25 protein-coding genes and 1 riboswitch are annotated in these 26,324 nt (G+C 70.7%); of the genes, 7 read left to right on the top strand and 18 right to left on the bottom strand.

The genetic code is table 11. The features are described from left to right. Position 1 precedes the first annotated feature (1 nt). From FHT26_RS24210 to FHT26_RS24140, 15 genes are all read right to left on the bottom strand, one after another. On the bottom strand, positions 2–400 hold the full coding sequence (locus FHT26_RS24210; protein ID WP_168562650.1) for a TssQ family T6SS-associated lipoprotein: 399 nt from the start codon (positions 398–400) through the stop codon (positions 2–4). Then, a complete protein-coding gene (locus FHT26_RS24205; protein ID WP_246868082.1) occupies positions 397–2,085 on the bottom strand; it encodes a serine/threonine-protein kinase in 1,689 nt (562 codons plus the stop codon). Before FHT26_RS24205 ends, FHT26_RS24210 begins: the two co-directional genes overlap by 4 nt. 141 nt (positions 2,086–2,226) lie before the next feature. Then, on the bottom strand, positions 2,227–3,453 hold the full coding sequence (locus FHT26_RS24200) for a pyridoxal phosphate-dependent aminotransferase (RefSeq protein ID WP_168562649.1): 1,227 nt from the start codon (positions 3,451–3,453) through the stop codon (positions 2,227–2,229). Positions 3,454–3,479: 26 nt separating this feature from the next. Continuing rightward, complete coding sequence (gene nusB / locus FHT26_RS24195; protein WP_490362808.1) at positions 3,480–4,010, bottom strand: transcription antitermination factor NusB; 531 nt, start codon at positions 4,008–4,010, stop codon at positions 3,480–3,482. Then, positions 4,007–4,471 (bottom strand): 6,7-dimethyl-8-ribityllumazine synthase, encoded by a 465-nt coding sequence (ribH, locus tag FHT26_RS24190; RefSeq protein WP_168562648.1) that lies wholly within the window; start codon positions 4,469–4,471, stop codon positions 4,007–4,009. Before ribH ends, nusB begins: the two co-directional genes overlap by 4 nt. A gap of 20 nt (positions 4,472–4,491) precedes the next feature. After that, a complete protein-coding gene (ribBA, locus tag FHT26_RS24185; RefSeq protein ID WP_168562647.1) occupies positions 4,492–5,589 on the bottom strand; it encodes a bifunctional 3,4-dihydroxy-2-butanone-4-phosphate synthase/GTP cyclohydrolase II in 1,098 nt (365 codons plus the stop codon). Positions 5,590–5,695: 106 nt separating this feature from the next. Beyond that, positions 5,696–6,310, bottom strand: a complete 615-nt coding sequence (locus tag FHT26_RS24180) for a riboflavin synthase (RefSeq protein WP_168562646.1) — start codon at positions 6,308–6,310, stop codon at positions 5,696–5,698. 17 nt (positions 6,311–6,327) lie between these two features. Further along, positions 6,328–7,413 (bottom strand): bifunctional diaminohydroxyphosphoribosylaminopyrimidine deaminase/5-amino-6-(5-phosphoribosylamino)uracil reductase RibD, encoded by a 1,086-nt coding sequence (ribD, locus tag FHT26_RS24175; RefSeq protein ID WP_168562686.1) that lies wholly within the window; start codon positions 7,411–7,413, stop codon positions 6,328–6,330. Between the two features lie 83 nt (positions 7,414–7,496). Continuing rightward, complete coding sequence (locus FHT26_RS24170; RefSeq protein WP_168562645.1) at positions 7,497–8,570, bottom strand: hypothetical protein; 1,074 nt, start codon at positions 8,568–8,570, stop codon at positions 7,497–7,499. Continuing rightward, positions 8,570–9,847, bottom strand: coding sequence for a hypothetical protein (locus FHT26_RS24165; RefSeq protein ID WP_168562644.1), 1,278 nt, complete (start codon positions 9,845–9,847; stop codon positions 8,570–8,572). The genes FHT26_RS24170 and FHT26_RS24165 overlap by 1 nt, the downstream gene beginning before the upstream one ends. After that, a complete protein-coding gene (locus FHT26_RS24160; RefSeq protein WP_168562643.1) occupies positions 9,844–10,521 on the bottom strand; it encodes a PulJ/GspJ family protein in 678 nt (225 codons plus the stop codon). The genes FHT26_RS24165 and FHT26_RS24160 overlap by 4 nt, the downstream gene beginning before the upstream one ends. Before the next feature lie 9 nt (positions 10,522–10,530). Beyond that, the gene (locus FHT26_RS24155; protein WP_168562685.1) at positions 10,531–11,088 is read right to left on the bottom strand and encodes a GspH/FimT family pseudopilin; all 558 of its coding nucleotides are present in this window, start codon (positions 11,086–11,088) and stop codon (positions 10,531–10,533) included. A gap of 158 nt (positions 11,089–11,246) precedes the next feature. Next, entirely contained in the window at positions 11,247–11,690 is a 444-nt protein-coding gene (gene nrdR, locus FHT26_RS24150; protein ID WP_047590070.1) for a transcriptional regulator NrdR, read from the bottom strand. Between the two features lie 20 nt (positions 11,691–11,710). Then, a complete protein-coding gene (gene glyA, locus FHT26_RS24145; protein ID WP_168562642.1) occupies positions 11,711–12,961 on the bottom strand; it encodes a serine hydroxymethyltransferase in 1,251 nt (416 codons plus the stop codon). 64 nt (positions 12,962–13,025) lie between these two features. Then, a riboswitch (ZMP/ZTP riboswitch) is annotated at positions 13,026–13,177 on the bottom strand. A gap of 25 nt (positions 13,178–13,202) precedes the next feature. Continuing rightward, a complete protein-coding gene (locus tag FHT26_RS24140) occupies positions 13,203–14,120 on the bottom strand; it encodes a lytic transglycosylase domain-containing protein (RefSeq protein ID WP_168562641.1) in 918 nt (305 codons plus the stop codon). A gap of 268 nt (positions 14,121–14,388) precedes the next feature. On the opposite strand from FHT26_RS24140, the gene FHT26_RS24135 reads away from it, so the two are divergent. Next, positions 14,389–15,945: a UbiD family decarboxylase gene (locus tag FHT26_RS24135; RefSeq protein ID WP_168562640.1), complete on the top strand. Its 1,557-nt coding sequence runs from the start codon at positions 14,389–14,391 to the stop codon at positions 15,943–15,945. A gap of 239 nt (positions 15,946–16,184) precedes the next feature. On the opposite strand, the gene FHT26_RS24130 is transcribed toward FHT26_RS24135, so the two are convergent. Next, a complete protein-coding gene (locus tag FHT26_RS24130) occupies positions 16,185–16,994 on the bottom strand; it encodes a YdcF family protein (RefSeq protein ID WP_168562639.1) in 810 nt (269 codons plus the stop codon). A 215-nt stretch (positions 16,995–17,209) separates the two neighbouring features. Here FHT26_RS24130 and msrA point away from each other — a divergent pair, with 215 nt between their 5' ends. Both msrA and FHT26_RS24120 read left to right on the top strand, forming a co-directional pair. Further along, positions 17,210–17,758 (top strand): peptide-methionine (S)-S-oxide reductase MsrA, encoded by a 549-nt coding sequence (gene msrA, locus FHT26_RS24125; RefSeq protein ID WP_168562638.1) that lies wholly within the window; start codon positions 17,210–17,212, stop codon positions 17,756–17,758. 50 nt (positions 17,759–17,808) lie between these two features. Beyond that, a complete protein-coding gene (locus tag FHT26_RS24120; RefSeq protein ID WP_168562637.1) occupies positions 17,809–20,835 on the top strand; it encodes a PAS domain-containing hybrid sensor histidine kinase/response regulator in 3,027 nt (1,008 codons plus the stop codon). 13 nt (positions 20,836–20,848) lie between these two features. Here FHT26_RS24120 and pdxH read toward each other — a convergent pair whose 3' ends face one another. Beyond that, the gene (gene pdxH / locus FHT26_RS24115) at positions 20,849–21,484 is read right to left on the bottom strand and encodes a pyridoxamine 5'-phosphate oxidase (RefSeq protein WP_168562636.1); all 636 of its coding nucleotides are present in this window, start codon (positions 21,482–21,484) and stop codon (positions 20,849–20,851) included. A 176-nt stretch (positions 21,485–21,660) separates the two neighbouring features. On the opposite strand from pdxH, the gene FHT26_RS24110 reads away from it, so the two are divergent. Further along, on the top strand, positions 21,661–22,293 hold the full coding sequence (locus FHT26_RS24110; RefSeq protein WP_168562635.1) for a nucleotidyltransferase family protein: 633 nt from the start codon (positions 21,661–21,663) through the stop codon (positions 22,291–22,293). 84 nt (positions 22,294–22,377) lie between these two features. Here the strand turns inward: FHT26_RS24110 and FHT26_RS24105 are convergent, their stop codons facing one another. Further along, positions 22,378–23,010 (bottom strand): gamma-glutamylcyclotransferase, encoded by a 633-nt coding sequence (locus tag FHT26_RS24105; RefSeq protein ID WP_168562634.1) that lies wholly within the window; start codon positions 23,008–23,010, stop codon positions 22,378–22,380. Between the two features lie 43 nt (positions 23,011–23,053). Between FHT26_RS24105 and FHT26_RS24100 the strand changes: the two genes are divergently transcribed. From FHT26_RS24100 to FHT26_RS30560, 3 genes are all read left to right on the top strand, one after another. Next, complete coding sequence (locus FHT26_RS24100; protein WP_168562633.1) at positions 23,054–23,542, top strand: OmpA family protein; 489 nt, start codon at positions 23,054–23,056, stop codon at positions 23,540–23,542. Positions 23,543–23,685: 143 nt separating this feature from the next. Beyond that, a complete protein-coding gene (locus FHT26_RS24095) occupies positions 23,686–24,222 on the top strand; it encodes a pyridoxamine 5'-phosphate oxidase family protein (RefSeq protein WP_168562632.1) in 537 nt (178 codons plus the stop codon). A gap of 2 nt (positions 24,223–24,224) precedes the next feature. Continuing rightward, positions 24,225–26,300, top strand: a complete 2,076-nt coding sequence (locus FHT26_RS30560; RefSeq protein ID WP_168562631.1) for an AsmA family protein — start codon at positions 24,225–24,227, stop codon at positions 26,298–26,300. Positions 26,301–26,324 lie beyond the last annotated feature (24 nt).

Below are 26,324 nucleotides of genomic sequence, written 5' to 3'. Positions count from 1 at the left end.
ATTATGGCTGCACGCGCTTGTAGACCGGCCCCCAGACGGGGTGGCCTTGTTCCGACTTGTTCAGCGCGAAGGCCGGGTCCGCCTGGCGCGCGGCGCGGAAGGCCGCTTCGCAGTCGCTGGTGCGGTTGCTGGTGCAGTAGATGAACGCCAGCTGCTTGTGGGCGGCGGCGCGGTCGCGCGGCGACACCAGGCCGGTGGTCAACGCAAGGTTCAGCTGCTTCTCGGCCTCGGGGTACTGGCCGTCTTCATAGGCGCGGATGCCGCCCTGCAACGCGCGCTCGGCGGGCCGCGAGGTCACGTCGAGCAGGCCGACCGGCGGCGGCGCCATCTGCGCGCAGCCGGCCGCCAACAGCACGCCGGCGAGGGCGGGAACCAGCGTGGCAACAGGAAGCAGTCTCATGATCCGAATCGGTATTTGAGGTTGACCGGCTGGCCCGGCACGACATTGACCGTCGAACTGTAAGGCGGAAAGTCGTCGTTGCGAATGGTCACCACATGGCGGCCTTCGGCCAGCGTCAGTTCGTTCAGCGGCGGTGCGGTGCCGACCGACTTGCCGTCGACCTCGACCTGACCCCACGGGCTGATCGCCAGGCGCACGACGCCGGTGGCGACGACGACCGGCGCGGCCGCGGCAGCCCGTTCACGGGCCTCCCGGGCGCGACGTTCCTTCAGCGTTTCCTTCGGCGGCAGCGGCTTGCGGCTGGTGTCGGCACCGGAGGCGGCGGCCAGCACCGGTTCGGGCGTCGTGGCGGCGGCCACCGGCAGCGCGGCTGCGGCGACGACCAGCGGAGCCGAGGCGCCGGCCGACGGCGTGGCCGGGACGCCGGAGGCCGGGGACTCGGGCGTGCTGGCGCCGGGCGCCGGCTGCGAGGCGGCCGTGGCCACCGGTTCGGACGCTGCGGCCGACGCCGGCACCAGCGCCGGCGCCACGGCGACGACCACCGCCGAAGCGGCCGGCGGTGCCGAGGCCGTCAGTTCGCCCGAGCGCGGCGACATCAGCGTCCACCACGCGGCGGCGGCGATGCCGATGCCGGCCGCCACGACCAGGCCCCAGGCCAGGCGGTGGCGCCCGGCAGGCTGCGAGCCGGCGTCGTCGGCGCCGTCGCCGTCCTGCGGATGTTCTTCGAGCCAGTGGCGCAGTTCGCGCGACAGCGCGCGGGCCGAGCGGTAGCGGTCGTCGGGGTTCTTCTCCATCGCCCGCGCGGCGATCTCGGACAAGGCCTTCGGCACGTTGGCGTCGACCTGGTGCGCGGTCGGCGGGTTGTACTCGGCGACGGCGCGGGTGATCTCGGCCAGCGAGCTGCCGCGGAACGGCCGCACGTCGGCCAGCAGTTCGTAGAGCACGACGCCGAGCGAGAACACGTCGCAGCGCCGGTCGACCGGCTCCTGGCGCACCTGCTCGGGCGACATGTAGTACGGCGAGCCGCCGACGATGTCTTCGCCGTTCGAATCGTGCTGGTGCGCGATGCGGGCGATGCCGAAGTCGAGCACGCGCGGCTGCGTGCGCCCGACCATGAAGATGTTGGCCGGCTTGATGTCGCGGTGCACGACGCCCTTCGAATGGGCGTAGGCGAGGGCGTCGGCGACGCGGCGCACGATCAGCGCGGCCTGGTGCGGCGTCGGCCGCCAGCCTTCGAGGCGCAGCTGACGCAGGTCGCGGCCCTTCAGCAGTTCCATCGCGATGTAGGCGCCCTGCTCGCTGGCGCCGGCATCGAACACCGTGACGATGTGCGGGTGGCTCAGGCCGCCGGCGGCGCGCGCTTCGTTCAGGAACAGCGCATTGAACGAATCGCGCTGCTCGGCCGAGATCTCGAGGTTCAGGGTCTTGATCGCGATCAGGCGCGACAGCAGCGGGTCGTGCGCCGCATACACCACGCCGAGGCCGCCTTCGCCGATGCGGTACTTGAGCGCGTAGCGGCCGATGTGGCCGATGGTCGGCATCTGGTCGGCACCACCCATCGGCGGGTTGGTCGCGAACGTGGCCGACGGTTGCGCCGGCAGCCCGAGGTCGGTGTCGCCCCACTTCGGCGCACCGGGCGTCGAGCTGGCAAGGTCGGGGGAAGGATCAGGAACAGGGCCGGGCATGAGGCGGGTTGGGTTCATGGCACGTGGGTCCACCACCACCGCAGCTTAGTGCAAGCGCATCGGACCCTGGCAGTAAAAAACCCCGCGTTCCGTGCATTCGTAACATGCGCTTGCGAAAGTCGACAGGATGGTGCAGGGGGTTCAACGCTGAATCGACACCGCAAGCGACAGCGATTTCGGCTGGGGCGCCGACAGCAGTTTTTGCAGCCGTTGCACCGCGTCGTGCAGGTGCTCCATCGAACTCGCATACGACAGCCGGATGTAGCGAGCGGCTGCATGGGGCCCGAAATCGCGGCCCGGCGTGATCGCCACCTGCGCCTCGCGCATCAGCCGGAAGCAGAAGTCCCAGCTGCTGTCGGCATGCGCCGAGCAATCGGCCCAGGCATAGAACGCACCATCGGGCAGCACCGGCACGCGCAGGCCCATCGCCTCGAGCGCCGGCACCAGGAAGTCGCGGCGCGCGCGGAACTCGCCGCGGCGGCGTTCGAATTCGGCGATCGACGCCGGCTCGAAGCAGGCCAGCGCGGCCTGCTGCGCAATCGACGACGGGCAGATGTAGAGGTTCTGCGCCAGCCGCTCGACCGGCGCGACGAGTTCCGGCGGCAGCACCAGCCAGCCGAGCCGCCAGCCGGTCATGCTGAAGTATTTCGAAAAGCTGTTGACCGAGATCACGTCGTCGCCATGCGCCAGCGCGGTGCGGCCGAACGCATCGTCGAAGCTCAGCCCGAGGTAGATCTCGTCGACCATCGTGAAGCCGCCGCGCTCGCGCACCGCCTGCACGATGCGGCCCATCTCGTCGAATGCGATCGAGGTGCCGGTCGGGTTCGACGGCGATGCGAGCAGCACGCCTCGGGTGGCGCTCGTCCAGGCCGCTTGCACGGTGGCCGCGTCGGGCTGGAAGCGGTGCTCGGGCGAGGCCGGCAGCAGGCGGGCGACACCGTCGGCGGCCGCGACGAAATGGCGGTTGCACGGGTAGCTGGGGTCGGGCATCAGCACCTCGTCGCCGCGCTCGACCAGCGCCAGGCAGGCGAGTTGCAGCGCGGCCGACGCGCCGGCGGTGATCACGATGCGCTCGGGCGCGATGTCGACCAGGAAGCGCTCGGCATACCAGCGGCTCAGCCGCTCGCGCAGCGCCGGCAGCCCGGTGGCCTGCGTGTACTGCGTGCTGCCGCGTTCGAGGCAGTCGCGCGCGGCCTGCTGCACCAGCGGCGGCGCGGTGAAATCGGGCTCACCGATGTTCAGGAAGATCATCGGCCGGCCACCCTGAGCCGGGTCGCAGGCCGCGGTGCGCGACAGCTCGACCGCCGCCTTCGCACACTCCATCACGTAGAACGGTTCGATGTGGTCGAGGCGGGTGGCGAGCTTCATCGCGCGATCGTCGCTTCGGCGCCGCGTCAGCGGCGCTGGGCCCGGAAGGCTGCGACCTCGACCGGCCGCAGGTCGAGCGCCGCCTTGTCGAGCACGCCGTTCACGTACTTGTGGCCGTCGGTGCCGCCGAAGCTCTTGGCCAGCTCGACCGCTTCGTTGATCGCGACCTTGTACGGGATGTCGATGCAGTGCTTCAGCTCGTAGGCGCCGATCATCAGCACGCCGTGCTCGATCGGCGACAGGTCGGTGGTCTTGCGGTCGACGTGGCGGGCCAGCACCGCATCGATGTCGGCGGCCTCGGCGATGCAGCCGTGCAGCAGTGCGTCGAAGTGCGCCGCATCGGCCTTGTCGAAGCCCTCCTGCTCGCGCATGTGGGCATCGACCACGCCGACGTCGGCGCCGGACAGCAGCCACTCGTACAGGCCTTGCAGCGCGGCTTCGCGCGAACGGCGGCGCGACGACTTGGGCTGCGGCTTGCCGCCCTTGGCGCCACCTTTGCCGGCGGGCTTGCCGGGCACCGGTGCGGCCGCGGGGGTCTTCGGATCGTTCTCGCTCACGACAGGTCTTCCAGCAGGTTGGCCATCTCGACGGCGACGCGCGCGGCGTCGCGGCCTTTCTCTTCGACGCGGGCCCAGGCCTGGGCTTCGTCCTCGACGGTCAGGATGGCATTGGCGATCGGGATCTCGTGGTCGAGCGCAATGCGCGTGACGCCGGCGCCGCTCTCGTTGGACACGAGCTCGAAGTGGTAGGTCTCGCCGCGGATGATGCAGCCGAGCGCGACCAGCGCGTCGTAGCGGTCGCTCGCGCCCATCGCGTTGAGTGCCAGCGGCACCTCGAGCGCCCCCGGCACCGTCACGTGCTTGATGTGCTTGGCGGCGACGCCCAGCACGCCAAGCTCGGCGATGCAGGCGTCGGCCAGCGCCTGCGTCAGCTTGTCGTTGAAGCGGGCCTGCACGATGCCGATGCGCAGGTCGGTGCCGTCCAGGTCGGCCGCCTGGCCCTTGTCTGCTGCTTGCATGTCAATCCAGTCGGTGTCGTTCAGTGTTCGGGGGCAACGAAGCCGGTGACCTCGAGGCCGTAGCCGGTCATGCTCGGCATGCGGCGCGGGCTGCCCAGCAGCTTCATCTTCGTGACGCCCAGCTCGCGCAGGATCTGGGCGCCGATGCCGTAGGTGCGCAGGTCCATCTGGGCGCGCGCGCGCGCCGGGGCCGCGGGTGTTTCCTGCCAGTGCGACAGCATCGATTGCACGTCGTCGCCGCAGTTCAGCAGCACCGCGACGCCGCGCTCGGCGGCCTGCAGCGTCGCGAGCGCCTTGTGCAGCGGCCACGAATGGCTGCAGGCGCCGGTGTCGAGCAGGTCCATCACCGACAGCGGTTCGTGCACGCGCACCAGCACTTCGTCGGCGGTGCCGATGCTGCCGTGGCTCAGCGCCAGGTGCAGTCCGCCGGTGCGGTCGCGGAATGCGGTGCAGTCGAACTCGCCCTGCGCAGTGGTCAGAGCGCGGCGGCCGATGCGCTCGATCAGGCTTTCGTTGCGGCTGCGGTAGCCGATCAGGTCGGCGATGGTGCCGATCTTCAGGCCGTGTTCCTTCGCGAAGACCTCCAGGTCGGGCAGCCGCGCCATCGTGCCGTCGTCCTTCATGATCTCGCAGATCACCGACGTCGGGCTCAGGCCGGCCATCGCCGCCAGGTCGCAGCCGGCTTCGGTGTGGCCGGCGCGCATCAGCACGCCGCCGTCCTGCGCCTGCAGCGGGAAGATGTGGCCGGGCTGCACCAGGTCGGCCGCTTGGGCGTCGCGGGCGACGGCGGCCTGCACGGTGCGGGCGCGGTCGGCCGCCGAGATGCCGGTCGAGACGCCGGTGGCGGCTTCGATCGACACGGTGAACGCTGTGCCGTGCCGGGTGCCGTTGCGCGTGGCCATCGGCGGCAGCTGCAGCCGTTCGCAGCGCTCGCGCGGCAGGGTCAGGCAGATCAGGCCGCGGCCGAAGCGCGCCATGAAGTTGATCGCCTCGGGCGTCACATGGTCGGCCGCGAGCACCAGGTCGCCTTCGTTTTCGCGGTCTTCCTCGTCGACGAGGATGACCATGCGGCCGGCGGCGAGCTCGGCGATCAGTTCAGGAACAGGGGAGATCGGCATCCACGGATTGTAGGCGGGTGAAGTCAAGCAACTCCCCAGGATCCGGCTTTGCCGGGCCGAGGGGAGGCGCCCTCTCGATGGGCAGGAGCGGAGCGACGTGGGGGCTCTATTTCCCCAGCATGCGCTCGACGTAGCGGGCGATCAGGTCGATCTCGAGGTTGACCGCCGAGCCGGCCGCCAGCGTGCCCAATGTCGTGTTCTCGATCGTGTGCGGGATCAGGTTGATGCTGAACTCGCAACCGTCGGCCCGGTCGTCGACGCGGTTCACCGTCAGGCTGACGCCGTTGACCGCGACCGAGCCCTTGTAGGCGAGGAAGCGGCCGATGTGGGCCGAGGCCAGCACCCGCAGCTCCCACGATTCGCCGACCGGCGCGAAATGCGTCACGCGGCCGATGCCGTCGACATGCCCGCTGACCAGGTGGCCGCCCAGCCGGTCGTGCGCCCGCAGCGCCTTTTCGAGGTTGACCGGGCCGGGTTGCGACAGGCCGGCGGTCTTGTCCAGGCTTTCGGCCGAGATGTCGATCGTGAAGCGGCTCGCGGCAGCGTCGAAGGTGGTGACCGTCATGCAGGCGCCATTCAGCGAGATGCTGTCGCCGAGCTGCACGTCGTCGAGGTAGTGGTCGGGAGCCTGCAGCGTCAGTTGCAGGCCGTGGGAGGCGTCGGCGCCCAGCGGGCGGACGGAGTCGATGCGGCCGAGGCCGGAGATGATGCCGGTGAACATGGATCGGATTCTCGCAGTCAGAAGCTTTCCCGCGCCGGCGGGCGGGCGATCACCCGCAGGTCGTCGCCGATGCGGTCGACCGCATGGAAGCGCAGCGCGGCGGCGTCGTCAAGCCGCTCCAGCGGGCCGAAGGCGGCCAGCGCGCGGCCGGCGCCGAGCAGCTTCGGCGCGAGGTACACCAGGTATTCGTCGACCAGGCCCTCGCGCACGAACGAGCCGTTCAGCTTGTGGCCGGCCTCCACATGCAGCTCGTTGATGCCGCGCTGCGCCAGGTCGACCAGCACGGCGGGCAGGTCGACCTTGCCCGCCGGACCGGGCCGCAGGATCACCTCGGCCCCGGCGGCCGCCAGCGCGTCGATGCGGGCCGCCTCGGGCGCCGCGGCATACACCAGCACCTGGCCGGGCGCGTCGAGGATGCGGGCGGTGGGCGGCATGTCGAGCCGCGAATCGATCACCACGCGCAACGGTTGCTTCGCGGTCTCGACCAGCCGCACGTCGAGCCGCGGGTTGTCGTCGATCACGGTGCCGACGCCAGTCAGCACCGCGCCGGCCCGCTTGCGCCAGGCGTGGCCATCGGTGCGCGCGGCTTCGCCGGTGATCCATTGGCTGACGCCGTTGTCCAGCGCGGTGCGGCCGTCGAGCGAGGTCGCGGCCTTCAGGCGCACCCACGGCCGCCCACGCACCATGCGCGAGAAGAAGCCGATGTTCAGCTCGCGTGCCGCATCGCCGAGCAGGCCGGCTTCCACCTGAACGCCCTGCGCCCGCAGCCGCGCCAGGCCCTGGCCGGCCACCAGCGGGTTGGGGTCGGTGACGGCGGAGACGACGCGGCCGATGCCGGCCGCCAGCAGCGCGTCGCAGCAGGGCGGCGTGCGGCCGTGGTGCGAGCACGGCTCCAGCGTGACGTACGCGGTCGCGCCCCGGGTTGCGTGGCCGCGGGCGGCCGCATCGCGCAGCGCCATCACCTCGGCATGCGGCCCGCCGGCCTGCTGCGTGTGGCCGCGGCCGATGACCTGGCCGTGGGTGTCGACGATCACGCAGCCGACGCGCGGGTTCGGCTCGGTCAGCCCGACGGCCTGCGCGGCCAGTGCGAGCGCCTCGCGCATCGCGGCGTGGTCGGCGGGCGTGAATGCCGAAGCATTCGATGGGAACGGCGAGGCGGTGGGCTCGGAGGCGGACATCGGGCGGGTCAGGGCTGGTGTTGCACGGTGCGCTGCAATGCGTCATTGTGCGTCCCCGCGGCGCCGCTCTCCGGGCAGGGCTGGTCGCCGCGGACCAGCAGGTAGTTCTGCTGGGACAGCGCGCCCTGCACCGCGGTGTAGCGTGCGGGGTGCTCGTCGTTGCGGTCGACCGCGCCGCTGCCGTCGAGGTCGGCGCTGTAGCGGCACACGCGCCGTTGGTCGGTGCGCGTGCCCACCGTCCAGCCGACGGGTTCGATCTCGACGCGGCCGGACCAGCCGGCCGCCGGCGGGTCGGTGACCGCGCAGCCGTAGCGCACGAAGCGCGCGTCGGCGTCGACGACGGCCTGGGTCGCGCAGCCGACGGTGCGCGGGGGCGTGCCGTCCAGCGTCAGCACGATGCGCAGCGGCAGCAACGCGTCGCCTGGCGTCGACGGGTCCGGCGGCGCGCTCGCCGAGAAGCGCAGGTGGCCGCTCAGCACGCTGCCGGCGGCGGCGTCGCAGGCGCCTGCGGTGTTGGTGCAGCGCGAGACGAGGCGGCCATCGCCGTCGTCGAACACCCAGGCCGTCGCGCCCGGCTCGCCGGGCTGCCAGCGGCTGCGGCCCGGAGCGATCGAAACGGCTTCGAACGGGATGCCGACGGCGCGGGCGTGCGGCCGGGCGATCGCGATGTCCTGCGGGGCCAGGCCGAGCACCGCGTCGTACACCGGCGACGGGCCCGGCATGCGCGTGCCAAGCTGCAGGCGGCGTGCATCGCCCGCGCTGCCGCGCCAGTCGACGGCGACGTTGACGTCGCGCAGCGCCAACGCGTCGCCCGCCTCCGTGGCGACGAGCGTGAACGGCGGTGGCGCCGTTCCGGCCGGCGACGACGCGGCCGGATCGCGCAGGCGATCGAAGGCCCGCCGGGCCAGCTGCAGGGCATCGAGCCGCTGTCGTGCCGCGGTGCGCGCCTGGCGCAGTGCCTGCAGCTCGGTGAGCAGCGATGCCGACAGCAGCGACACGATCAGCATCGCGACCAGCGCTTCGAGCAGCGCGGCGCCGGTGTCCGCCCGACGGGCGGGTCGCGTGATGCGGGGGGCACGCATCAGAAGTCCCGCCAGCTGCCGGGCATGCGGGCAAAGGTGCCGCAGCACAGGCGCAGGCGCTCGACGACGTTGGCGTCGTGCTCTATCCGGCTCGGGCCGGTGAGCAGCAGGTCGTTCTCGGCCAACAGCGCGCCATGGATCTCGGCACCGCCGTCGTCGCGCCACTCGGCCGAGCGCAGGTACAGCACGCCGTGGATCCGCACCGGGGCGCGCAGGTGCACTGCGCCGTCGACGACCAGCAGCACCGGTCGCTCGGCGGAGCCGAGTTCGGTGGCACTGTCGAGGTGCAGGCCGCCGTCGAGCCAGACGAGCGATGGGGCGCCCGGGGCCGACAGCTGCTGCGCGAGCGCCTGGTCGCACGGCGACGCACAGGAGAGGGGCCGTGCCGCCGGCTGGGCCCGCCACGCGGCTCGGTTCATCCGGAACGTGCTCGCGAAGAACTGCTCGGCATCGAGCGAGGCCAGCGCGGCATCGTCGCCGACGATGGTCGACCGCGCAGGCGCCCCGGGCGGGCCGATCAGCGTGGCGTCGCCGGGGTCGACGTCGGTGCCGCTGTGCAACGTGAGCCCGCCGCTCGCGATGCCGTGGTGGACCGCGGTCGCTCCGTCGCGCAGCCGCAGCGTGCCGCGCACCGTGATGGCCGCGACCGGCTGCACGTCGATCGCGGGGAGGCGGGCCACGTCGACCCAGGCCCGCGCGACGTGCATTCCGCCTGGAACGCCCGCTTCTCGTGGCCGCAGGCAGGCCGCGATCGCGCCGCTGCAGCCGGTCGACTCGATCATGGCGACGCCCGACGCGGCGCCACCCAGGCGCAGCGCGAAAGCTTGGCGGACCGGTGCGGGCTCCGAGGTCGAGACGGAGGCGCCGGGCAGCGGACACCGGCAGGTCCAGGCGCCGTCGCCGAGGGCACAGCTCGGCATCGCGGCCGCACCCTGGTAGCGCTCGCGGAAGGTCGACCCGCTGGGCGCCGGTTTGCAGGCGTCGTCGACCGGGCGGTCGTCGTTGAGCCGCGCCAGGGCCCAGGCGAGGCCGGATTCCGCCGCTTCGGCAGACTGCGCCGCACGCACGCGGTTGCCAGACGCTTGCAGCTCGAGCCAGGCCACCCGTGAGGCATAGGCCGCGGTGAGGGCCAGCGCCGTCGCGACCGCCAGCACCACGGCGAGCGTCGTGATGCCGCGCTGGTGCGATGGTCTGGTCGGCGGGCAAAGCGCGTTCACTGGCGTACCTTCGTGCTGCGCACGCCGGCATTCGCCCTTGGCGCGGCGCGGCGCGCTCATGCCGGGCACCCGCCGACCAACGCGTCGTTGCGCACGCGCGCGTCGATGTCGGCCTCGCGCAGCACGCCGCCGTCGGCGGTGCTGCCGGGGACCGCCTGCGCCTCCAGCCGGATCCGCACGCGGCGCTGCAACTGGTAGGGGCAGGTCGCGGCACCGGTGGTGGCCGCGGCATCGCAGCGGCGGCTGCAGAAGTCCTGCAGTGCGAGCGACCGGCGGTCGGGAATGAACTCCAGCCGTGTCACGCGCATCGACGACGCATCGCTGAGCGCCTGCCAGCTGCCGTCGCCAAACGCCATCTCGACCACGCCCTGGCGCAACCGGTAGCCGAAGCGGCTGGCCACTGCGCCCGGCTCGGCGGTGAGTGCGTAGTCCACGCTCAGGCTGCTGTCATCCGGCGACAGCGCGATGGCCGGGTCGGGCGCACTGGCCGCCGGCGCTGCGCCGGCCGGCAGGCCGTGGCCGGCACGGGCGAGGTCGCGCGAGATCAGCTCGGCGATCGCCTGGAGATCGTGCGTCAGTCGAAGGTCGGCCAGTTGCCGGCGGGTGTCGTGCAGCTGGAAACCCAGCAGCCCGAGCGCCAGCACGACGACCGCCAAGCCGACCGCGATGCCCGTCATCAACTCGACGAGCGTGAAGCCGCACTCGTGCCGCGGCAGGTGGTGAACCGAGCTCATCGCCGGACCTCAGCAGGCGCGGTAGCCGGACATGGTGCCGAGCGGCGAGCAGCTGCGCACGCGGCCCAGCACGTTCACCACATGCTGGATCGCGAGCCCCGAGGCACCGGCCAGCCGCAGCGTCGCGGCCGGCGTGCTGGTGCCGTGCTGCGCATCGAAGCTGATCGTCGCGACATTCGCCTGCAGGCTGAGGCGGTCCTGCGGCTGCAGTGCGACGCTGCGGAGGGCTTGCCCGTCGCCATCGCAGTCTGCCGGCCCTTGCGGTGTGCAGCGGCACGCATCGATCGCTCCGACATAGACGACGTAACAGTTCGACGGTGTCGTTGATGCCGGGGTGGCGCCACGAAAGCCGATCCGCACACTCTGGTTGCGGTTGATGGCTTCACTGCGGGCGAGCCGCAGATCGGCCGCGAGTTCGTGGGCCGCGCCGTCGAGCCGCCGCGCTTCCATCCAGCGCCGCAAGCTGGGGACTGCGGCCAGCGCGAGCACGGCGCACACCGCGACGCAGGCCATCAACTCGATGAGCGTGAAACCCCCGGCCGTCTGCGGCCTCGCATGCTGGAACATGACCGATCCCCCTGATGAATGGACGCGGACTTTAGGAAGTGCCGCGCCATCAGCCACTCCCCCGATGGGGGGAGAGGCGGCTCAAATCACCCTCGGACGTACCGGTACGTGAGGGGGTTTTGGAGGGTTTCGCGAGATTTCAGTTGCTGTGTACCGGTTCAGATATCCCTGATCAGCTGCCTGAACTCGTCGACGTCTTCGAAGCTGCGGTAGACCGATGCGAAGCGCACATAGGCGACCTTGTCGATGCGCTTGAGCTCGCGCATCACCAGTTCGCCGAGCCGCGTCGACGGCACTTCCTTGGCGCCGCTGTTGAGCAGCTTGTCCTGGATGCGCTCCATCGCCGCGTCGATCTGCTCGACGCTGACCGGCCGCTTGCGCAGCGCCAGCGTCATCGACGCGCGGATCTTCGACGCGTCGAAATCGGCGCGCGTGCCGTCCTTCTTGACGACCGACGGCAGCGCGATCTCGGCGCGTTCGTAGGTCGTGAAGCGCTTGTCGCAACTCTGGCAACGGCGGCGCCTGCGCACCACGTCGCCTTCATCGGACTCGCGCGTCTCGACGACCTGCGTTTCCTCGTGACTGCAGAAAGGACAGCGCACGGCTCAGCAGCAGGAGGTCATCAACGGTACACCGGGAAGTCGCGCGTCAGCGCGGCGACCTTGGCCTTCACCGCCTCGATGACCGATTCGTCGTGCGGCTTGTCGAGCACATCGGCGATCAGGTGGGCGGTGGCGCGCGCCTGGTCTTCCTTGAAGCCGCGGGTCGTGAAGGCCGGGCTGCCCAGGCGGATGCCGCTGGTCACCATCGGCTTCTGCGGATCGTTCGGGATGCCGTTCTTGTTGCAGGTCATGTGGGCCCGGCCCAGCAGCGCCTCGGCTTCCTTGCCGGTCAGGTTCTTCGGGCGCAGGTCGACCAGCATCACGTGGCTTTCGGTGCGGCCGCTGACGATGCGCAGCCCGCGCTCGATCAAGGTCTCGGCCAGCACGACGGCGTTCTTCGCGACTTGCTGCTGGTAGGTCTTGAACTCGGGAGCCAGCGCTTCCTTGAAGGCCACCGCCTTGCCGGCAATCACGTGCATCAGCGGGCCGCCCTGGATGCCGGGGAAGATCGCGCTGTTGATCTTCTTCGCGATGGCCTCGTCGTTCATCAGGATGATGCCGCCGCGCGGGCCGCGCAGGCTCTTGTGCGTGGTCGAGGTGACGACGTCGGCATGCGGCACCGGGTTCGGGTAGACGCCGGCAGCGATCAGCCCGGCGTAGTGCGCCATGTCGACCATGAAGATCGCGCCGACCGCTTTCGCGACCTTCGCGAAGCGCTCGAAGTCGATGCGCAGGCTGTAGGCCGATGCGCCTGCGATGATCAGCTTCGGCTTGTGCTCGTGCGCCAGCCGCTCCATCGCGTCGTAGTCGATCTCTTCCTTCGCGTTCAGGCCGTAGCTGACGACCTTGAACCACTTGCCGCTCATGTTCAGCGACATGCCGTGCGTCAGGTGGCCGCCTTCGGCCAGGCTCATGCCCATGATGGTGTCGCCGGGCTGCAGCAGGCCGAAGAACACCGCCTGGTTGGCCTGCGAGCCGGAGTTGGCCTGCACGTTGGCGTGCGCGGCGCCGAACAGCTGCTTCACGCGGTCGATCGCGAGCTGCTCGACGATGTCGACGTACTCGCAGCCGCCGTAGTAGCGCTTGCCGGGATAGCCCTCGGCGTACTTGTTGGTCAGCTGGCTGCCCTGCGCCGCCATCACGGCCGGCGAGGCGTAGTTTTCCGAGGCGATCAACTCGATGTGATCTTCCTGGCGCTGGTTCTCGCTCTGGATCGCGGCGAACAGCTCGGGGTCCACCTGGGCGACGGTGGATTGGGTGCGGTCGAACATGGCTGGCAGTCCTCTTCAACAGAAGACCCCGGGGCGGATCATGCGAGGCGGACTCACATGGCCACAGGGCTGCCCAGGCGAACGGCTGAACCGGTGCCGGAAACCCGGAACCGGCTGCGCTTCCCGGTGGTTCACCACCTCAGGCCCGCGGACTTCACGTTGACCTTCAGGTCGAGCGTGACGCCCGGTGCCCCATCGCCAGTTGCGCAGCCCGCGGAGTGTACCGCGGCAACCTGCGGCCTCAGCGCAGCGAGGCCACCTGACGCGCGCCGCCTTGAGGGGCCAGCGAGACCGGCGTCGGCTCGATGACGGCCGGCTCGGCCTGCAGCGGCGCGCCGGGCAGCGCGACCGGCGTCGGCACGACCAGCGGCGCGAACACCGGCACCGACTTGCCGTCGGCCACCATGCGCAGGTGCTCGCGCTCGGCCAGCACCTTGCCGGCGTAGCCGCCATCGTCGTTCAGGTTGGCGGCGCCGACGTAGAAACGCAATCCGGCTTCGACACCGCCGGCGCGCGCGATGCATTCCTTCAGCACCTGCGCGCCGACCCGCAGGTTCGTCACCGGGTCGAAGGCCGCATGGTTGCCGCCGAAGGCTTCGTACTTGTCGTCGTGCACACGGGTCATCACCTGCATCAGCCCCTGGGCGCCGACCGAACTCTGCGCGAACGGGTTGAAGCTGGATTCGATGGCCATGATCGCGAGGATCAGCGTGGGGTCGAGCCCGGACTTGCCGCCGACGGTCCAGGCTTCTTTCACCAGCCGGCTGACCGGCTCGGGCGCGACGCGGTAGCGCCGCGAGATCCACAGCGCGACGGCTGCCTGCTGCTTGGTCAGGTCGCGCGGATCGGCCGCGGTTGCGCGGCTGACGGCATCGGGCTCGCCCAGGTCGGCCAGCGCCAGCGCGGTGCCTTCGACGCGGGCATCGTGGCGCGCCCGCAGCCAGTCGAGCGCGCGGCTCTCGGCGGCATGGCGCAGGTCGGCGCGGCCACCGACGAACAGCACGATCGCGACGATCACCAGCCCCAGCAGGGCCAGGCCGTTGTGGCTCACTTCCAGCAGGCCGTGGCCCACGTCACGCAGAAAGACCGCGCTCGACCGAGCGGCGGCGTCGCGGGCGTCCTGAAATCCCGCGATCCATTGTTGAAGCGCTGTCGTCATGTCACTCCTTTTCAGTCCGTCTGACGCCTCCACCCACCGCGGCACGGAGGTCCGAGGGTGCGAGAGGTGACGGTGATAATCGACCGCAGATCGACTCCGGGAGACGCCGGAACCGCTCCGTCGGTTTGCTCGTCGGCAGCGTGATCCCCGCAGCCACCTCCTGTGGAATGCGGGTTTACCCTGGTCGGTTCTCAGGGTGTCGCGAATTCTAGGAACTTGATTCATAACCAGTCAAGGATAAGGATGTCAGTCTTCATAACTAAAACACATGAAATACCGTGACCTGAGGGACTTCATCGCGGGGCTGGAACGGGCGGGCGAGCTCAAACGCATCGCCGAACCAGTCTCCGCGCGGCTCGAAATGACAGCGATCAGCGACTCCGTGCTGCGTGCCGGCGGTCCGGCGCTGTGGTTCGAACGCCCCGCCGGTTACAAAATTTCGGCCTTGACGAATCTGTTCGGAACGCCTCGGCGCGTGGCCCAGGGCATGGGCGCCACCGAGGTGAGCGAGCTGCGCGACGTGGGTCGCGTGCTGGCGAGCCTGAAGGAACCGGAGCCGCCGAAGGGATTGAAAGACGCCGGCCGCTTGTTACAGATGGTGAAGGCGCTGTGGGACATGAAGCCGTCCGCCGTGCGCTCGGCGCCGTGCCAGCAAGAGGTCCTGCGAGGCAGCGAGGTCGATCTCGGCGAGCTGCCGGTGCAGACCTGCTGGCCCCTGGATGCGGGCCCCCTGATCACGTGGGGGCTGGTGATCACGCGCGGCCCGCAAGCGTCGCCGACCGCCCGCCGTCGCCAGAACCTCGGCATCTACCGCCAGCAGGTGATCGGCCGCAACGAGGTCATCATGCGTTGGCTCGCCCACCGCGGCGGGGCGCTCGACTTCCGCGACTTCGCGCTCGCCAACCCGGGCCGGCCGTTCCCGATCGCGGTGGCGCTCGGGGCCGATCCGGCGACCATCCTCGGTGCCGTCACGCCGGTGCCCGACAGCCTGTCCGAGTACCAGTTCGCCGGCCTGTTGCGCGGCAGCCGCACCGAAGTGGTCGACACCGCGGTCGGCGAGTCCGGCTGGATGCTGCAGGCGCCGGCCAGTGCCGAGATCGTGCTCGAAGGCCACATCCCGGTGGTGCCGACCGGGTTCACCGGCACCAGCGAGCATGGCGTGCCGCTGAAGGAAGTCGGCGGCTACCTGCATGCGCTGGAGGGGCCGTTCGGCGACCACACCGGCTATTACAACGAACAGGACTGGTTCCCGGTGTTCCGCATCGACCGCCTGACGCGCCGGCGCGACCCGATCTACCACTCCACCTACACCGGCAAGCCGCCGGACGAGCCGGCGGTGCTGGGCGTCGCGTTGAACGAGGTGTTCGTCCCGATCCTCCAGAAGCAGTTTCCGGAGATCGTCGACTTCTACCTGCCGCCCGAAGGCTGCAGCTACCGGATGGCGATCGTCAGTATCCGCAAGAGCTATCCCGGTCATGCGAAGCGGCTGATGTTCGGCATCTGGAGCTTCCTGCGCCAGTTCATGTACACGAAGTTCATCGTCGTGACCGACGACGACGTCGACATCCGCAACTGGCAGGAGGTGATCTGGGCGATCACGACCCGCATGGACCCGGTGCGCGACACGACGCTGGTCGAGAACACGCCGATCGACTACCTCGATTTCGCGTCGCCGGTCAGCGGGCTGGGCGGCAAGATGGGGCTGGACGCCACCAACAAGTGGCCCGGCGAGACCGCGCGCGAATGGGGGCGCAGCATCCGCATGGACGCCGAGGTCGAGCAGAAGGTGGCGCAGATCGTCGCCGGCGTGATGGCGGCGCGCTGACGCCGACCTCGATGCCGGCGGTTACCAATTCGGCGCAGATTTCTCGAACGCGTCCTTGAATCGGGTCCGACCGTCGTCTAAGTTTGATGGGCCTGCATGCAGGCATCCTCACCGGCGCAGTCCCTGCGCACCAGGAGCCCTGGACCCACTTCCTCCGGAGCCCCGAAATGGCAACGTCAGTTGCCCGCCCCTCCCACCGCAAGGTCGGGAGGGGTTTCGATTTCCGGACGGCTGTTTCTTCAAGCGCGGATCAGCGACCCCAGCAACTCGTGCAGCGCGTTGCGCACGTTCGTGAAGCCGCGCGCCGTCGGCACCCATTCGAGCGATTTCGTGTCGACGCGGGTGGCCAGGCCCATCGGCGCCGGCTGGATCTTCATGGTGCCGCGTGCCGCGTCTTCGAACATCGCCACCGAGCGCGGCATGTGCCAGCCGTGCGTCACCAGCACGATCTGGGTGATGCCGGCCGGCTTCAGCAGTGCGACGCTGCGGGCGGCGTTCTCGCGGGTGTCCTTCGATTGGTCCTCGACCCACTTCAGCGGGTGAGCGAAATCCTGCGCCGCGATGCGCGCCGCGGTCTGCGCCTCCGGCTGGCCGTCGGGCTGGGCCCAGCCCAGGCCGCCGCTGAAGGCGACCGGCAGGCCGGTCTCGCGGCCGAGCCACACGCCGTAGCGCAGCCGTTCCAGCGAGAACGAATTGAGGTTGGCCACGCCATATTCCGGCGCCAGCGCCTCCTGCCCGCCGCCGAGCACGACGATCGCGATCGGCTGCCGGGCCTGCGCCGCAGCCTTCAGCTCGGCGACCTGCTCGCGGGTCAGCGCCGGCGGCACCTTCAGCGCCACCTGGTTCAGGAACTGCGCGGTGCCGCTGCAGGCGCTGAACCACAAGCCCAGCGTGGCCAGCAGGATCACCAGCCAGCCGAGGCCGCGGCGCGGCAGGATCAAGCGCGCGCCGATCAGCACCAGCAGCAGCAGCGGCACCGGCGGCAGCACGAGCGCGCTCAGGATGGGCTTCCAGGATTCGATGCCGAGCAGGGTCAGCAGGCTGTTCATGCGCTGGTTCCGGGTGCAAAAAAGGACAAGGGACCGGCGCAGGCGCCAGCGTGGCGGCTGGATTGTGCCGACGAGTCAGCGCTCACAGGCGTGAATCGTTCACGCTTGCCCGGTCACGCTGGCATCGTTGTCAGGTTGGGGGCGGCCACGCGACAGAGCGCTCCTGCCTTGCAAACTGCGCGGGCGCAGTCATCTGGGCTGTCCAAGGAGATGTCATGAACACCACTTCCATCCAAACCATCACGCTGGGCGGCGGCTGCTTCTGGTGCGTCGAGGCGGTCTACGAGCGGGTGCTGGGCGTCACCGGCGTCGAGTCCGGCTACAGCAACGGCCGGGTGCGCAATCCGAGCTACGAGCAGGTGTGCAGCGGCGACACCGGCGCGGTGGAGGTGGTGCGCGTCAGCTTCGACCCGGCGCAGATCACGCTGCGCGAGGTGCTGGAGATCTTCTTCGTCGTGCACGACCCGACGACGCTGAACCGCCAGGGCAACGACGTCGGCACGCAGTACCGTTCAGGGATCTACTTCGAATCGCCGGAGCAGGAGCGCGTCGCCCGCGAGGTGATCGCCGAGATGACCGCGAGCGGCACCTACCGCAGCCCGGTGGTCACCGAGGTGCTGCCGCTGGCCGACTACTCGCGCGCCGAGGACTACCACCAGCACTACTTCGCGCAACACCCGGGGCAAGGCTACTGCGCGTTCGTCGTCGCACCGAAGGTCGAGAAGTTCCGCAAGACCTTCGCGTCGAAAGTGCGGCCGGGGTAGCCCGCACGCGGGTCCGCGGGTGAGGGGCTGTCAGTACACTCGCCCCCACCATGGACACCTTGTGGCTTTCCTCGCCGGCCCCGGCGCTGCGGCTCTGGGCCGATGGCCGCTGGAAGGTGAACCCCGCCGCGGCGCAGTGGGCGTCCGACCACGGCATCGTCGACGCCGGCTGGCAGGCGCTCGCACGTGAGCTGGTGGCGATGCTGCGCCACCCGATGCCCAGCGGGCGCGGCCGGGTGGCGTTCCCCGGCTCGGCGCTCGAGCTCGACTGGACCTCGGTCTGGCTCGACAGCGGCTGGCTCGCCTGGCTGGTGCTGCCGTCCGTCGAGGCGGCCCGGCTCGAACTGATCGAGCAGTTCGGCCGCACCGGCGCCTGGGAGCGCGACCTGCGCACCGGCGAGGGCCGCTGGGACCTCCACATGTTCCGCCTGTGCGGCTTCGACCCGGCCGGCGGCGTGCCGACCTTCGAGCAGGCCAGCGAGCGCGTGCACCCCGACGACCGCGACCGCTTCCGCCGCGAGCATGCGCGGTTCGGCGAAGCGCCGGGCCGCTACGAGACCTGGTTCCGGCTGGTGCTGCCCGACGGCCAGGTCAAGGAGTTCCACTCGCTGTGCGAGGTGCACCCCGGGCCGCAGGGCCGGCCGGTGCGCATGACCGGCATCCTGCTCGACGACACCGAGGGCACGACGCGCCTGCGCGAGGTCGAGGCGATCACGACCAAGTTGAACCGCGCGGTCACGCTGGCGTCGGTGTCGGTGTGGCGCGTCGACCTGGCGACCCAGCGCATCTACTTCAACGACTGGGGCTACCAGGTGATGGGCATCGCGCGCCCGCCCGACGGCCTGACGCTCGAGTACATGCGCTCGACCATCCATCCCGACGACCGCGGCGCGGTGCTGCGCGCCGCCGACGAGGCCATCGCGACGCACCGCGTCGTCGACGTCGAGGCGCGCTACCTGAACCACGACGGCAGCTACCGGCACCTGCTGACGCGTCGCGTCGCCGAACGCGACGACAAGGGGCGGGCGATCGCGCTGTCCGGCGTTTCGCTCGACCGCAGCGCGCAGATCGCCGAGCGCGAACAGGCGCAGGCCTTCGCGCGCCGCATCGACATGGTCACCAACGCCGCGGGCGTCGGCATCTGGACGGTCGACATCGAGGCGCGGCAGGGCGAGTGGAACGAGCAGATGTTCCGCATCTACGGATTGCCCCCGCAGGACGGCGTGCCGAGCGAGGAACGCTGGATGCAGGAACTGGTGCACCCGGACGATCGTGCGGCGATGCAGACGCACGGCGAGATCGCCGAGCGCGGCATGCCGCAGGGGCTGCAGTCGGAGTTCCGCATCCGCCGCGCCGACGATGGCGAGGTGCGCTGGGTCTCCGCCTGGTCGCGGCGCGAGCGCGTCAACGGCCGGCTGATGGCCTTCGGCGTGAACATCGACATCACCGAGCTGCACAGCGCCCGCGCGCAGCTGCGGCGCGTGCAGGAGCGCACGATGATCGCCGCCGAATCGGCCGGCATCGGCACCTGGGAGCGCGACCTGCGCACGCAGGTGTCGCAATGGGACGCGCAGATGTTCCGGCTGCGCGGCCACCGCCCCGACGGGCCGCTCGGCGCCAACGAGCTGCGCGACGGCTCGCGCCACCCCGACGACGTGGCGGAGCTGCAGCGCAAGATGGACGAGGCGGCGCGCGACGGCAGCGTGCTCGAGCACGAGTTCCGCGTGGTGTGGCCCGATGGTTCGGTGCGCTGGCTGGCCACGCGCGGCCATGTGCAGCACGACGCGCAGGGTCGTCCGGAACGGCTGCTGGGCGTCAACTGGGACGTCACCGAACGCAAGCGGGCCGAGCAGGCGCTGCAGGACAAGGCGGCGGCCGAGCAGGCCAGCCGCGCGAAGAGCGAGTTCCTGGCGCGCATGAGCCACGAGCTGCGCACGCCGCTCAATGCGGTGCTCGGCTTCGCGCAGCTGTTGTCCGCCGATGCCGGCGATCCGCTGAGCGCGGCCCAGGGCGAGCGCGTCGAGCGCATCCGCTCGGCTGGGCAGCACTTGCTGGCGCTGATCGACGACGTGCTCGACCTCGCGTCGATCGAGTCGAGCAGCATGCCGCTCGCCCACGAGGCCGTGCCGCTGCAGGCTGCGCTGCAGGACGTGCTGCAGTGGACCCGGCTGCAGGCCGACGACGCGGGTGTCGGCGTGCAGGCCGAGCCCACCGCCGCCCGGGTGCTGGGTGATCCGCGGCGCGTGCGGCAGGTGCTCGCCAACCTGATGAGCAACGCCATCAAGTACAACCGCGCCGGCGGCAGCGTGTGGCTGGGCGTGGAACCCACGGCCTGGCAGGGTGCGCCGGCGTGGGCGATCACGGTGCGCGACAACGGCCGCGGGATGTCGGCGGCGCAGCGGCGCCACCTGTTCGAGCCGTTCAACCGGCTCGGCGCGGAGCGCGAGGCGATCCAGGGCACCGGCATCGGTCTGGCCATCGTGCGCCACCTGGTCAAGCTGATGCACGGCGACATCGGCGTCGACAGCGAGCCGGGCCGCGGCAGCGAGTTCCGGGTCGTGCTGCCGGCCGCCGAGGGGTCTGCGCCGGTGTCGGCCTTGTCGGCATCGGCAGCGCAGACCGTGCCGGCGGCGCTGCACGACGCGCCGGCGCAGACGACGCCGGCCGCGCCGCTGCGGCTGCTCTACATCGAGGACAACCCGGTCAACGTGCTGCTCGTGCAGGAACTGCTCGCGCGCCACGGCCGCGTCGAACTGGCCGTGGCGGTCGACGGCGTGTCGGGCGTCCGCCTCGCGCAGCGCTCGCGGCCCGACCTGGTGCTGGTCGACATGCAACTGCCCGACATCGACGGCGCCGAGGTGCTTCGCCGCCTGCGTGCCGACCCCGATCTGGCCCGCACGACGATCGTCGCGTTGTCGGCCAACGCAATGCCCGAAGACGTGTCGCGTGCCCGCAAGGCCGGCTTCGACGACTACTGGACCAAGCCGATCGACTTCAAGGCTTTCCTGTCCGCGCTGGACCGCCTGGCGCAGCAGCGCGGCGGCGAGAACAGCGGCCTCGCGCCGGCCGTGCGCTGATCAGGGCCGCCGATCAGGGCGCCAGGCGTTCGCGCCGCCAGCCGCCGTCGGCCTGCCGGTAGCGCAGCCGATCGTGCAGGCGCGACTTGCGGCCCTGCCAGAATTCCCAGGTGTCGGGCACGAGCCGGAAACCGCCCCAGTGCGGTGGGCGCGGCGGGCTCAGCGCGAAACGCGCGGCGGCCTTTGCGGCATTGGCCACCAGCACCGCGCGCGAACCGATCACCTCGCTCTGCGGCGACGCCCACGCGCCGAGCCGCGAATCGAGCGGGCGCGACTGGAAGTACGCATCCGACTCCGCGTCGCTGGTGCGCTCGACGCGGCCCTCGATGCGCACGACGCGCTCCAGCTCGACCCAGTGGAACTGCAGCGCGGCCCACGGGTGGCCGGCCAGTTCGCGGCCCTTGCGGCTGTCGTAGTTCGTGTACCAGACCAGGCCGCGCGCATCGAAGCCCTTGACCAGCACGATGCGCGTCGACGGCCGCTGGTCGGGACCGACCGTCGCGAGCGTCATCGCGTTCGGCTCGGGCACCTGCGCATCGAGCGCCTGCTGGAACCACAGCCCGAACTGTTCGAGCGGGTCGCTGCGCGAGGCGGTCTCGTCGAGTTCGGCGCGTTCGTAACTTTTACGGAGGTCGGCAATGTCGGGCATGCTGGCAGTATGTCGCAGAGAAAAAGATATCGCAGGGAACAGAGCACCCTGCGGGGAATGCCTTAAGTGAACGCCCCACTAGTCGGCGAAAGCAAACGATTCCATTCTTGCTGCCATGGGCTTGCGTGCAGTGATGCGCCGGCTGCCATGACCAACAAGAATGAAGGGATGGCCACATGAAGGCGCGGCCGGCGATCGTCGTGCTCGCCGCGGGACTGGGTTCCCGCTTCGGCGGCACGCAGCACAAGCTCACGCAGAGCCTCGGTGCGTCCAGCGTCCTCGGGACGACGCTGCGGCATGCGCTTGCGACGCACCTGCCGGTGATCGTCGTCGCCACCGAGCTGCTGGCCGAGGAGGCCGCCTCGCACGTCGCGACGCGCGACATCGTGCTGCTGCCCGCCGTCGGATCGGGCGCACCGGTCAATGCGCAGCGCCTGGGCATGGGGTTCTCGATCGCGTCCGGCGTCGCGGCCTGCTCCGATGCGTCGGGCTGGCTGGTGCTGCCGGGCGACATGCCGATGGTGATGCCGTCGACGCTGGTCGCGGTCGCGCAGCAGCTGGAGCACCATCCGGTCAGCTATGCGCAGTACAAGGGCCGCCGCGGCCACCCGGTGGGCTTTGCGGCCGAGCTGTACACCGAGCTGGTGATGCTGACCGGCGATGAAGGTGCGCGCCGGCTAGTGGCGCGCTATCCGGCGCAGGCGGTCGATGTCGACGATTCGGGCGTGCTGATGGATGTCGACAACGAGGGCGACCTCGATCGCGTGCGGGCAGCGTACACCCCCGCATTGTTCGGCGACTCCCGCTGATGACGGCCCCTCGGTCGGCGAGTACACCGACCGATCCCCCGAGGGGATGCAGGCCGGCTTGGGGCGGCCCGGCGCTCGGCCTGCCTAGCCTGTCACCAGCGCGTGGTGCTCCACCAGCGCGACGAGGCGCTCGATGCCATGATCGCGGATGCCGCACTGCCGCAGCGAGCGGGCGGTCTCCATCAGGTAGTCGAGCGTCGTGCCGTAGCGCCCGCAGGCGCTGCGCAGCACGCCCAGCAGGTGCTCGTCGCTCAGCGCGCCGGTGTAGTTCGGGCTGCTGCGGCTGAGCGTGAAGCCGAGTGCGGTCACCGCGCCCAGCGGCGTGCGGCACGGCAGCCAGCGGGCATCGTAGACGCCGGTCGGCATCTCGCGCGCCCACAGCCTCGGCAACTCGTCGTCGACGCGCTCGCGTTCGATGCGGTAGACCATGCCGCGGCACGAGCCGCCGGCCACCAGCGCGAACACCAACCCCGGGCATTCGGGCGTGCCCCGGTTGATGCGCGAACGCATCTCGAGCGCGCGGTGCCAGCCGTGGACCTGCGCCGGCCGCTGCTCGGCGGCCTCGAACTCGGGGCGCCAGATCAGCGACGCATAGCCGAAGATCCACAGGTCGTCGCGACCGCCCCAGCCGGCATGCACCTCGGCCAGCAGTTTCGCGGGGTCGCGCACCGGCAGCAGCGCGGTGTCGATGACGGCGTCGGAAGCGATGTCGGGCATGACCGCCACTCTAGAATGAATTTTCTTCAGACGGGAGCCGGCGATGAGCGACCAGGACGATGACGTGCAGAAATATGCGCTGTGGGCGGTGGCCTTGGTGGTGCTGCTGGTGCTGGCGGGCGTGATCGGCCTGGCCGCCTCGCGCGTGCTGCACGTGCCGCGGGCAGTGGGCTCGGCCGCGACGGCCGGCGCCACGGCCACGCCCGCCGCAGCCGCCGCGACACCGGCGGTCGAGCGCATCTACTTCGAGGTCGGCCAGGACAGCCTGCCGGCCGATGCCACCGACGTGCTGAACCGCGTCGCCGAGGCGATCCGCTCGACGGGCGGCAGCGTGCTGATCTCCGGCTTCCACGATGCGAGCGGCGATGCGGCCGCCAACGCCGAGCTCGCGAAGCGGCGTGCACAGCGCGTGCAGCATGCGCTGGAGGCGAACGGCGTCACTGCCGAGCACCTGCAGCTCAGCAAGCCGGCGTTGACCACCGGCGACGGCGACCCGCAAGCGGCGCGCCGCGTCGAGCTGCGCCTGCAGTAGCGCGACCCGACCCGCGGCGCGGCGGCGGGTAGGACATCGCGCACATCCCGTGGCGGCCCTCGCCGATAGGGCCTGCGCGCGCGGCGACCTAATCTCGTGCGAATCCGTTCAGCCGAACGAATCCGTCCAGCAGGAGCCGCGTCATGAAGGTCCAACCGCAACGCCATGAGAACCTGAAGAAGATCGTCGACCTGGTCGAGGGCATCGACATCGCGATGCTGACGACGCAGGCGCCCGATGGCCGGCTGCTCGGCCGCCCGATGGCCGCGCTCGAGGTCGATGCCGATGGCAGCTTCTGGTTCTTCACCAGCGAGCGCTCGGCCAAGGTGCACCAGCTCGACCGGGTCAACCTCGCGTTCACCGACGAAGACGATGCAACCTATGTGTCGATCAGTGGACAGGCTGCCATCGTCAACGACCGCGCCCGCATCGACGCGCTGTGGACCGCTGCCGCGAAGCCGTGGTTCCCGCAAGGCAAGGACGACCCCGACCTGGTGCTGCTGCGGGTCGACACCGACATCGCCGAATACTGGGACGCGAACAGCAGCAAGATGATCCGTCTGCTGGCGATGGCCGCGTCGGTCCTTGGCGGCAAGCCGGTCGGCCTCGGCGACCACGAGGTCGTCAACAACCCGGCGCGACCGCCGCTGGCACACCAGCGCTCGTTGATCGGCGAGTGACCGTGGCGCGGCGTTCGGCGTGGGTGTGGGGCCCGCTCGGCGCGGCGGGCGCCGTGCTCGTCGGCGCCATCGTCTGCGAAGCGCTGGGGTGGCCTTTCCTCGTCGGCCCGGCGCAGCGGATGCTGGCCGACACGCTGAAGCGCGAGGTTCGCCTGAGCGACGCGCCCGACAAGGGGCGCATCCACCTGCTGGGCGGTTTGCGCATCGACGTGCCGGTGCTCGAGATCGGCAGTACAGGGTGGAGCCGCGATCCGTTTTTCCTGCGGGCCGAGAATGCCCAGCTGCGGGTCGCCTACGCAGCGCTGTGGCGTGCCCACCGGGGCGATGCGCTGGACATCAAGCGACTGCATGCGGACCGCCTCGTCGTGCATGCCGAGCGCCGCGACGATGGGCTCGCATCGTGGCAGTTCGGCGATCCGAAGGCGCAGCGGCAGAAGGGCACTCGATTGCCGCGCGTGCGTTCGCTGTCGGTGAACGACGGCGAGCTGACCGTCGTCGATGCGCCGTTGAAGGCCGACATCCGCGCGCAGGTGCGGCTGGCTGAAAACGCCGCGGCGTCCGACGCCCTGCCGGACGCCGCCCAGGACGGTGCGCCGGAGGCATCGGCCGCCTCGGCCCCTGTGCCGGACCGCGCCGCATCGACACCGCTGCGAGGCCTCGTCGTTCGGGCAAAAGGCACCTATGGAGGCTTCCCGGTCGAAGGCCGCCTGCGTTCGATCGGCATCACGCCGCTGCTGGTCAGCGACGACGACGCGCCGCCGGTGCCGGTCGCGCTGCGGATCGACGCCGGTCGCGCCAGCCTGCGCTTTCGCGGCACCGTGACCGACGTGCTGAAGCTCGAAGGCATGACCGGCCGCGTGCGCGTTGCCGGCCCGTCGCTGTCGGCGGTCGGCGATCCGCTCGGCGTCACGCTGCCGACCACCGGCCCGTTCGCGATCGATGGCCGCGTCGCGAAGCGCGGCGACGTGTGGAACGTGCTGGTCGACGATGCGACCGTCGGCAACAGCAAGCTCAACGCGGCGCTGACCTACGACCTGCGCCCGAAGGTGCCGCTGCTGTCGGGTCGCGTCGCGGGGCCGCGGCTGCTGCTGGCCGACCTGCTGCCCAGCATCGGCGTCGGGCCGGCCCCGGTGCCCGCGGTGGCCCCCGAGCAGAAGCCGCCGAAGCGCCCCGGCGACCGCGTGCTGCCGAACCGGGCCTTCGACCTGCCGTCGCTGAGCGCGATGGACGCGAACGTCACGATGGCCTTCGACCGCGCCGAACTCGGCCGCATCTTCGCGTTGCCGCTGCAGCCGTTGCGCGCGCACCTGACCTTGAACGACGGCAAGCTCGCGATCAACGACCTGGTGGCGCGCACCGCCGACGGCAACCTGGCCGGTGCGGTGTCGCTGGACGGCAAGCCGAAGCTCGCGCTGTGGGACAGCGACCTGCGCTGGAGCGGCGTGCGGCTGGAGCGATGGCTGAACCAGGGCCGGCCCGCCGACAAGCCGCCGTACGTCACCGGCCGGCTGATCGGCCAGGCCAGGCTGAAGGGCGAAGGCCGCTCGACCGCCGAAATTCTCGGCAGCCTGGAGGGCACCGTCGTCACCCGCATCGTCGAAGGCAAGGTGTCGCACCTGGCGATGGAGGGCGCGGGGCTCGACCTGGCACAGGCGCTCGGCGTGATGGCCAAGGGCGACGAACTGCTGACGATCGACTGCGCGCTGGTCGACCTGCAGGCGAAGAAGGGCGTGCTGCGGCCGCGCGCGATGGTGGTCGACACCAAGGATTCGACGGTCTGGGCCGATGGCACGCTGTCGCTCGCCGACGAGCAGATGGACCTGCGCGCGGTCGTCACGCCGAAGGACTTCAGCCCGCTCGCGCTGCGCACGCCGCTGCGCGTGCAAGGCACGTTCAGCGACCCGAAGATCTCGCTCGAGAAGGCGCCGCTCGCGCGCAAGGTCGGCGCCAGCGTGCTGCTCGGCCTGCTGAACCCGCTGGCGGCGCTGATCCCGCTGGTCGACCCCGGCGAACGCCAGCCGAGCGGCGAGGGCTGCAACGCCTTGCTGGAACGGGCGAAGCAGCATGCCCAACCGTGAGGCCGCCGGTCGCCTTGATTTGAC

This window comes from Rhizobacter sp. SG703, from assembly GCF_012275445.1.
In the GTDB taxonomy this organism is placed as follows: Bacteria; Pseudomonadota; Gammaproteobacteria; order Burkholderiales; family Burkholderiaceae_C; genus Rhizobacter.
Note: the sequence above shows the minus strand (reverse complement) of the source record. Positions and strands in the feature narration are given on the sequence as shown.

Coding starts and splice junctions, on each gene's coding strand:
- FHT26_RS24210 (WP_168562650.1), bottom strand. CDS start 400: ATGAGACTGCTTCCTGTTGCCACGCTGGTTCCCGCCCTCGCCGGCGTG.
- FHT26_RS24205 (WP_246868082.1), bottom strand. CDS start 2,085: ATGCCCGGCCCTGTTCCTGATCCTTCCCCCGACCTTGCCAGCTCGACG.
- FHT26_RS24200 (WP_168562649.1), bottom strand. CDS start 3,453: ATGAAGCTCGCCACCCGCCTCGACCACATCGAACCGTTCTACGTGATG.
- ribH (WP_168562648.1), bottom strand. CDS start 4,471: ATGCAAGCAGCAGACAAGGGCCAGGCGGCCGACCTGGACGGCACCGAC.
- ribBA (WP_168562647.1), bottom strand. CDS start 5,589: ATGCCGATCTCCCCTGTTCCTGAACTGATCGCCGAGCTCGCCGCCGGC.
- FHT26_RS24180 (WP_168562646.1), bottom strand. CDS start 6,310: ATGTTCACCGGCATCATCTCCGGCCTCGGCCGCATCGACTCCGTCCGC.
- ribD (WP_168562686.1), bottom strand. CDS start 7,413: ATGCGCGAGGCGCTCGCACTGGCCGCGCAGGCCGTCGGGCTGACCGAG.
- FHT26_RS24170 (WP_168562645.1), bottom strand. CDS start 8,570: ATGCGTGCCCCCCGCATCACGCGACCCGCCCGTCGGGCGGACACCGGC.
- FHT26_RS24165 (WP_168562644.1), bottom strand. CDS start 9,847: ATGAGCGCGCCGCGCCGCGCCAAGGGCGAATGCCGGCGTGCGCAGCAC.
- FHT26_RS24160 (WP_168562643.1), bottom strand. CDS start 10,521: ATGAGCTCGGTTCACCACCTGCCGCGGCACGAGTGCGGCTTCACGCTC.
- FHT26_RS24155 (WP_168562685.1), bottom strand. CDS start 11,088: ATGTTCCAGCATGCGAGGCCGCAGACGGCCGGGGGTTTCACGCTCATC.
- glyA (WP_168562642.1), bottom strand. CDS start 12,961: ATGTTCGACCGCACCCAATCCACCGTCGCCCAGGTGGACCCCGAGCTG.
- FHT26_RS24140 (WP_168562641.1), bottom strand. CDS start 14,120: ATGACGACAGCGCTTCAACAATGGATCGCGGGATTTCAGGACGCCCGC.
- FHT26_RS24135 (WP_168562640.1), top strand. CDS start 14,389: ATGAAATACCGTGACCTGAGGGACTTCATCGCGGGGCTGGAACGGGCG.
- FHT26_RS24130 (WP_168562639.1), bottom strand. CDS start 16,994: ATGAACAGCCTGCTGACCCTGCTCGGCATCGAATCCTGGAAGCCCATC.
- msrA (WP_168562638.1), top strand. CDS start 17,210: ATGAACACCACTTCCATCCAAACCATCACGCTGGGCGGCGGCTGCTTC.
- FHT26_RS24120 (WP_168562637.1), top strand. CDS start 17,809: ATGGACACCTTGTGGCTTTCCTCGCCGGCCCCGGCGCTGCGGCTCTGG.
- pdxH (WP_168562636.1), bottom strand. CDS start 21,484: ATGCCCGACATTGCCGACCTCCGTAAAAGTTACGAACGCGCCGAACTC.
- FHT26_RS24110 (WP_168562635.1), top strand. CDS start 21,661: ATGAAGGCGCGGCCGGCGATCGTCGTGCTCGCCGCGGGACTGGGTTCC.
- FHT26_RS24105 (WP_168562634.1), bottom strand. CDS start 23,010: ATGCCCGACATCGCTTCCGACGCCGTCATCGACACCGCGCTGCTGCCG.
- FHT26_RS24100 (WP_168562633.1), top strand. CDS start 23,054: ATGAGCGACCAGGACGATGACGTGCAGAAATATGCGCTGTGGGCGGTG.
- FHT26_RS24095 (WP_168562632.1), top strand. CDS start 23,686: ATGAAGGTCCAACCGCAACGCCATGAGAACCTGAAGAAGATCGTCGAC.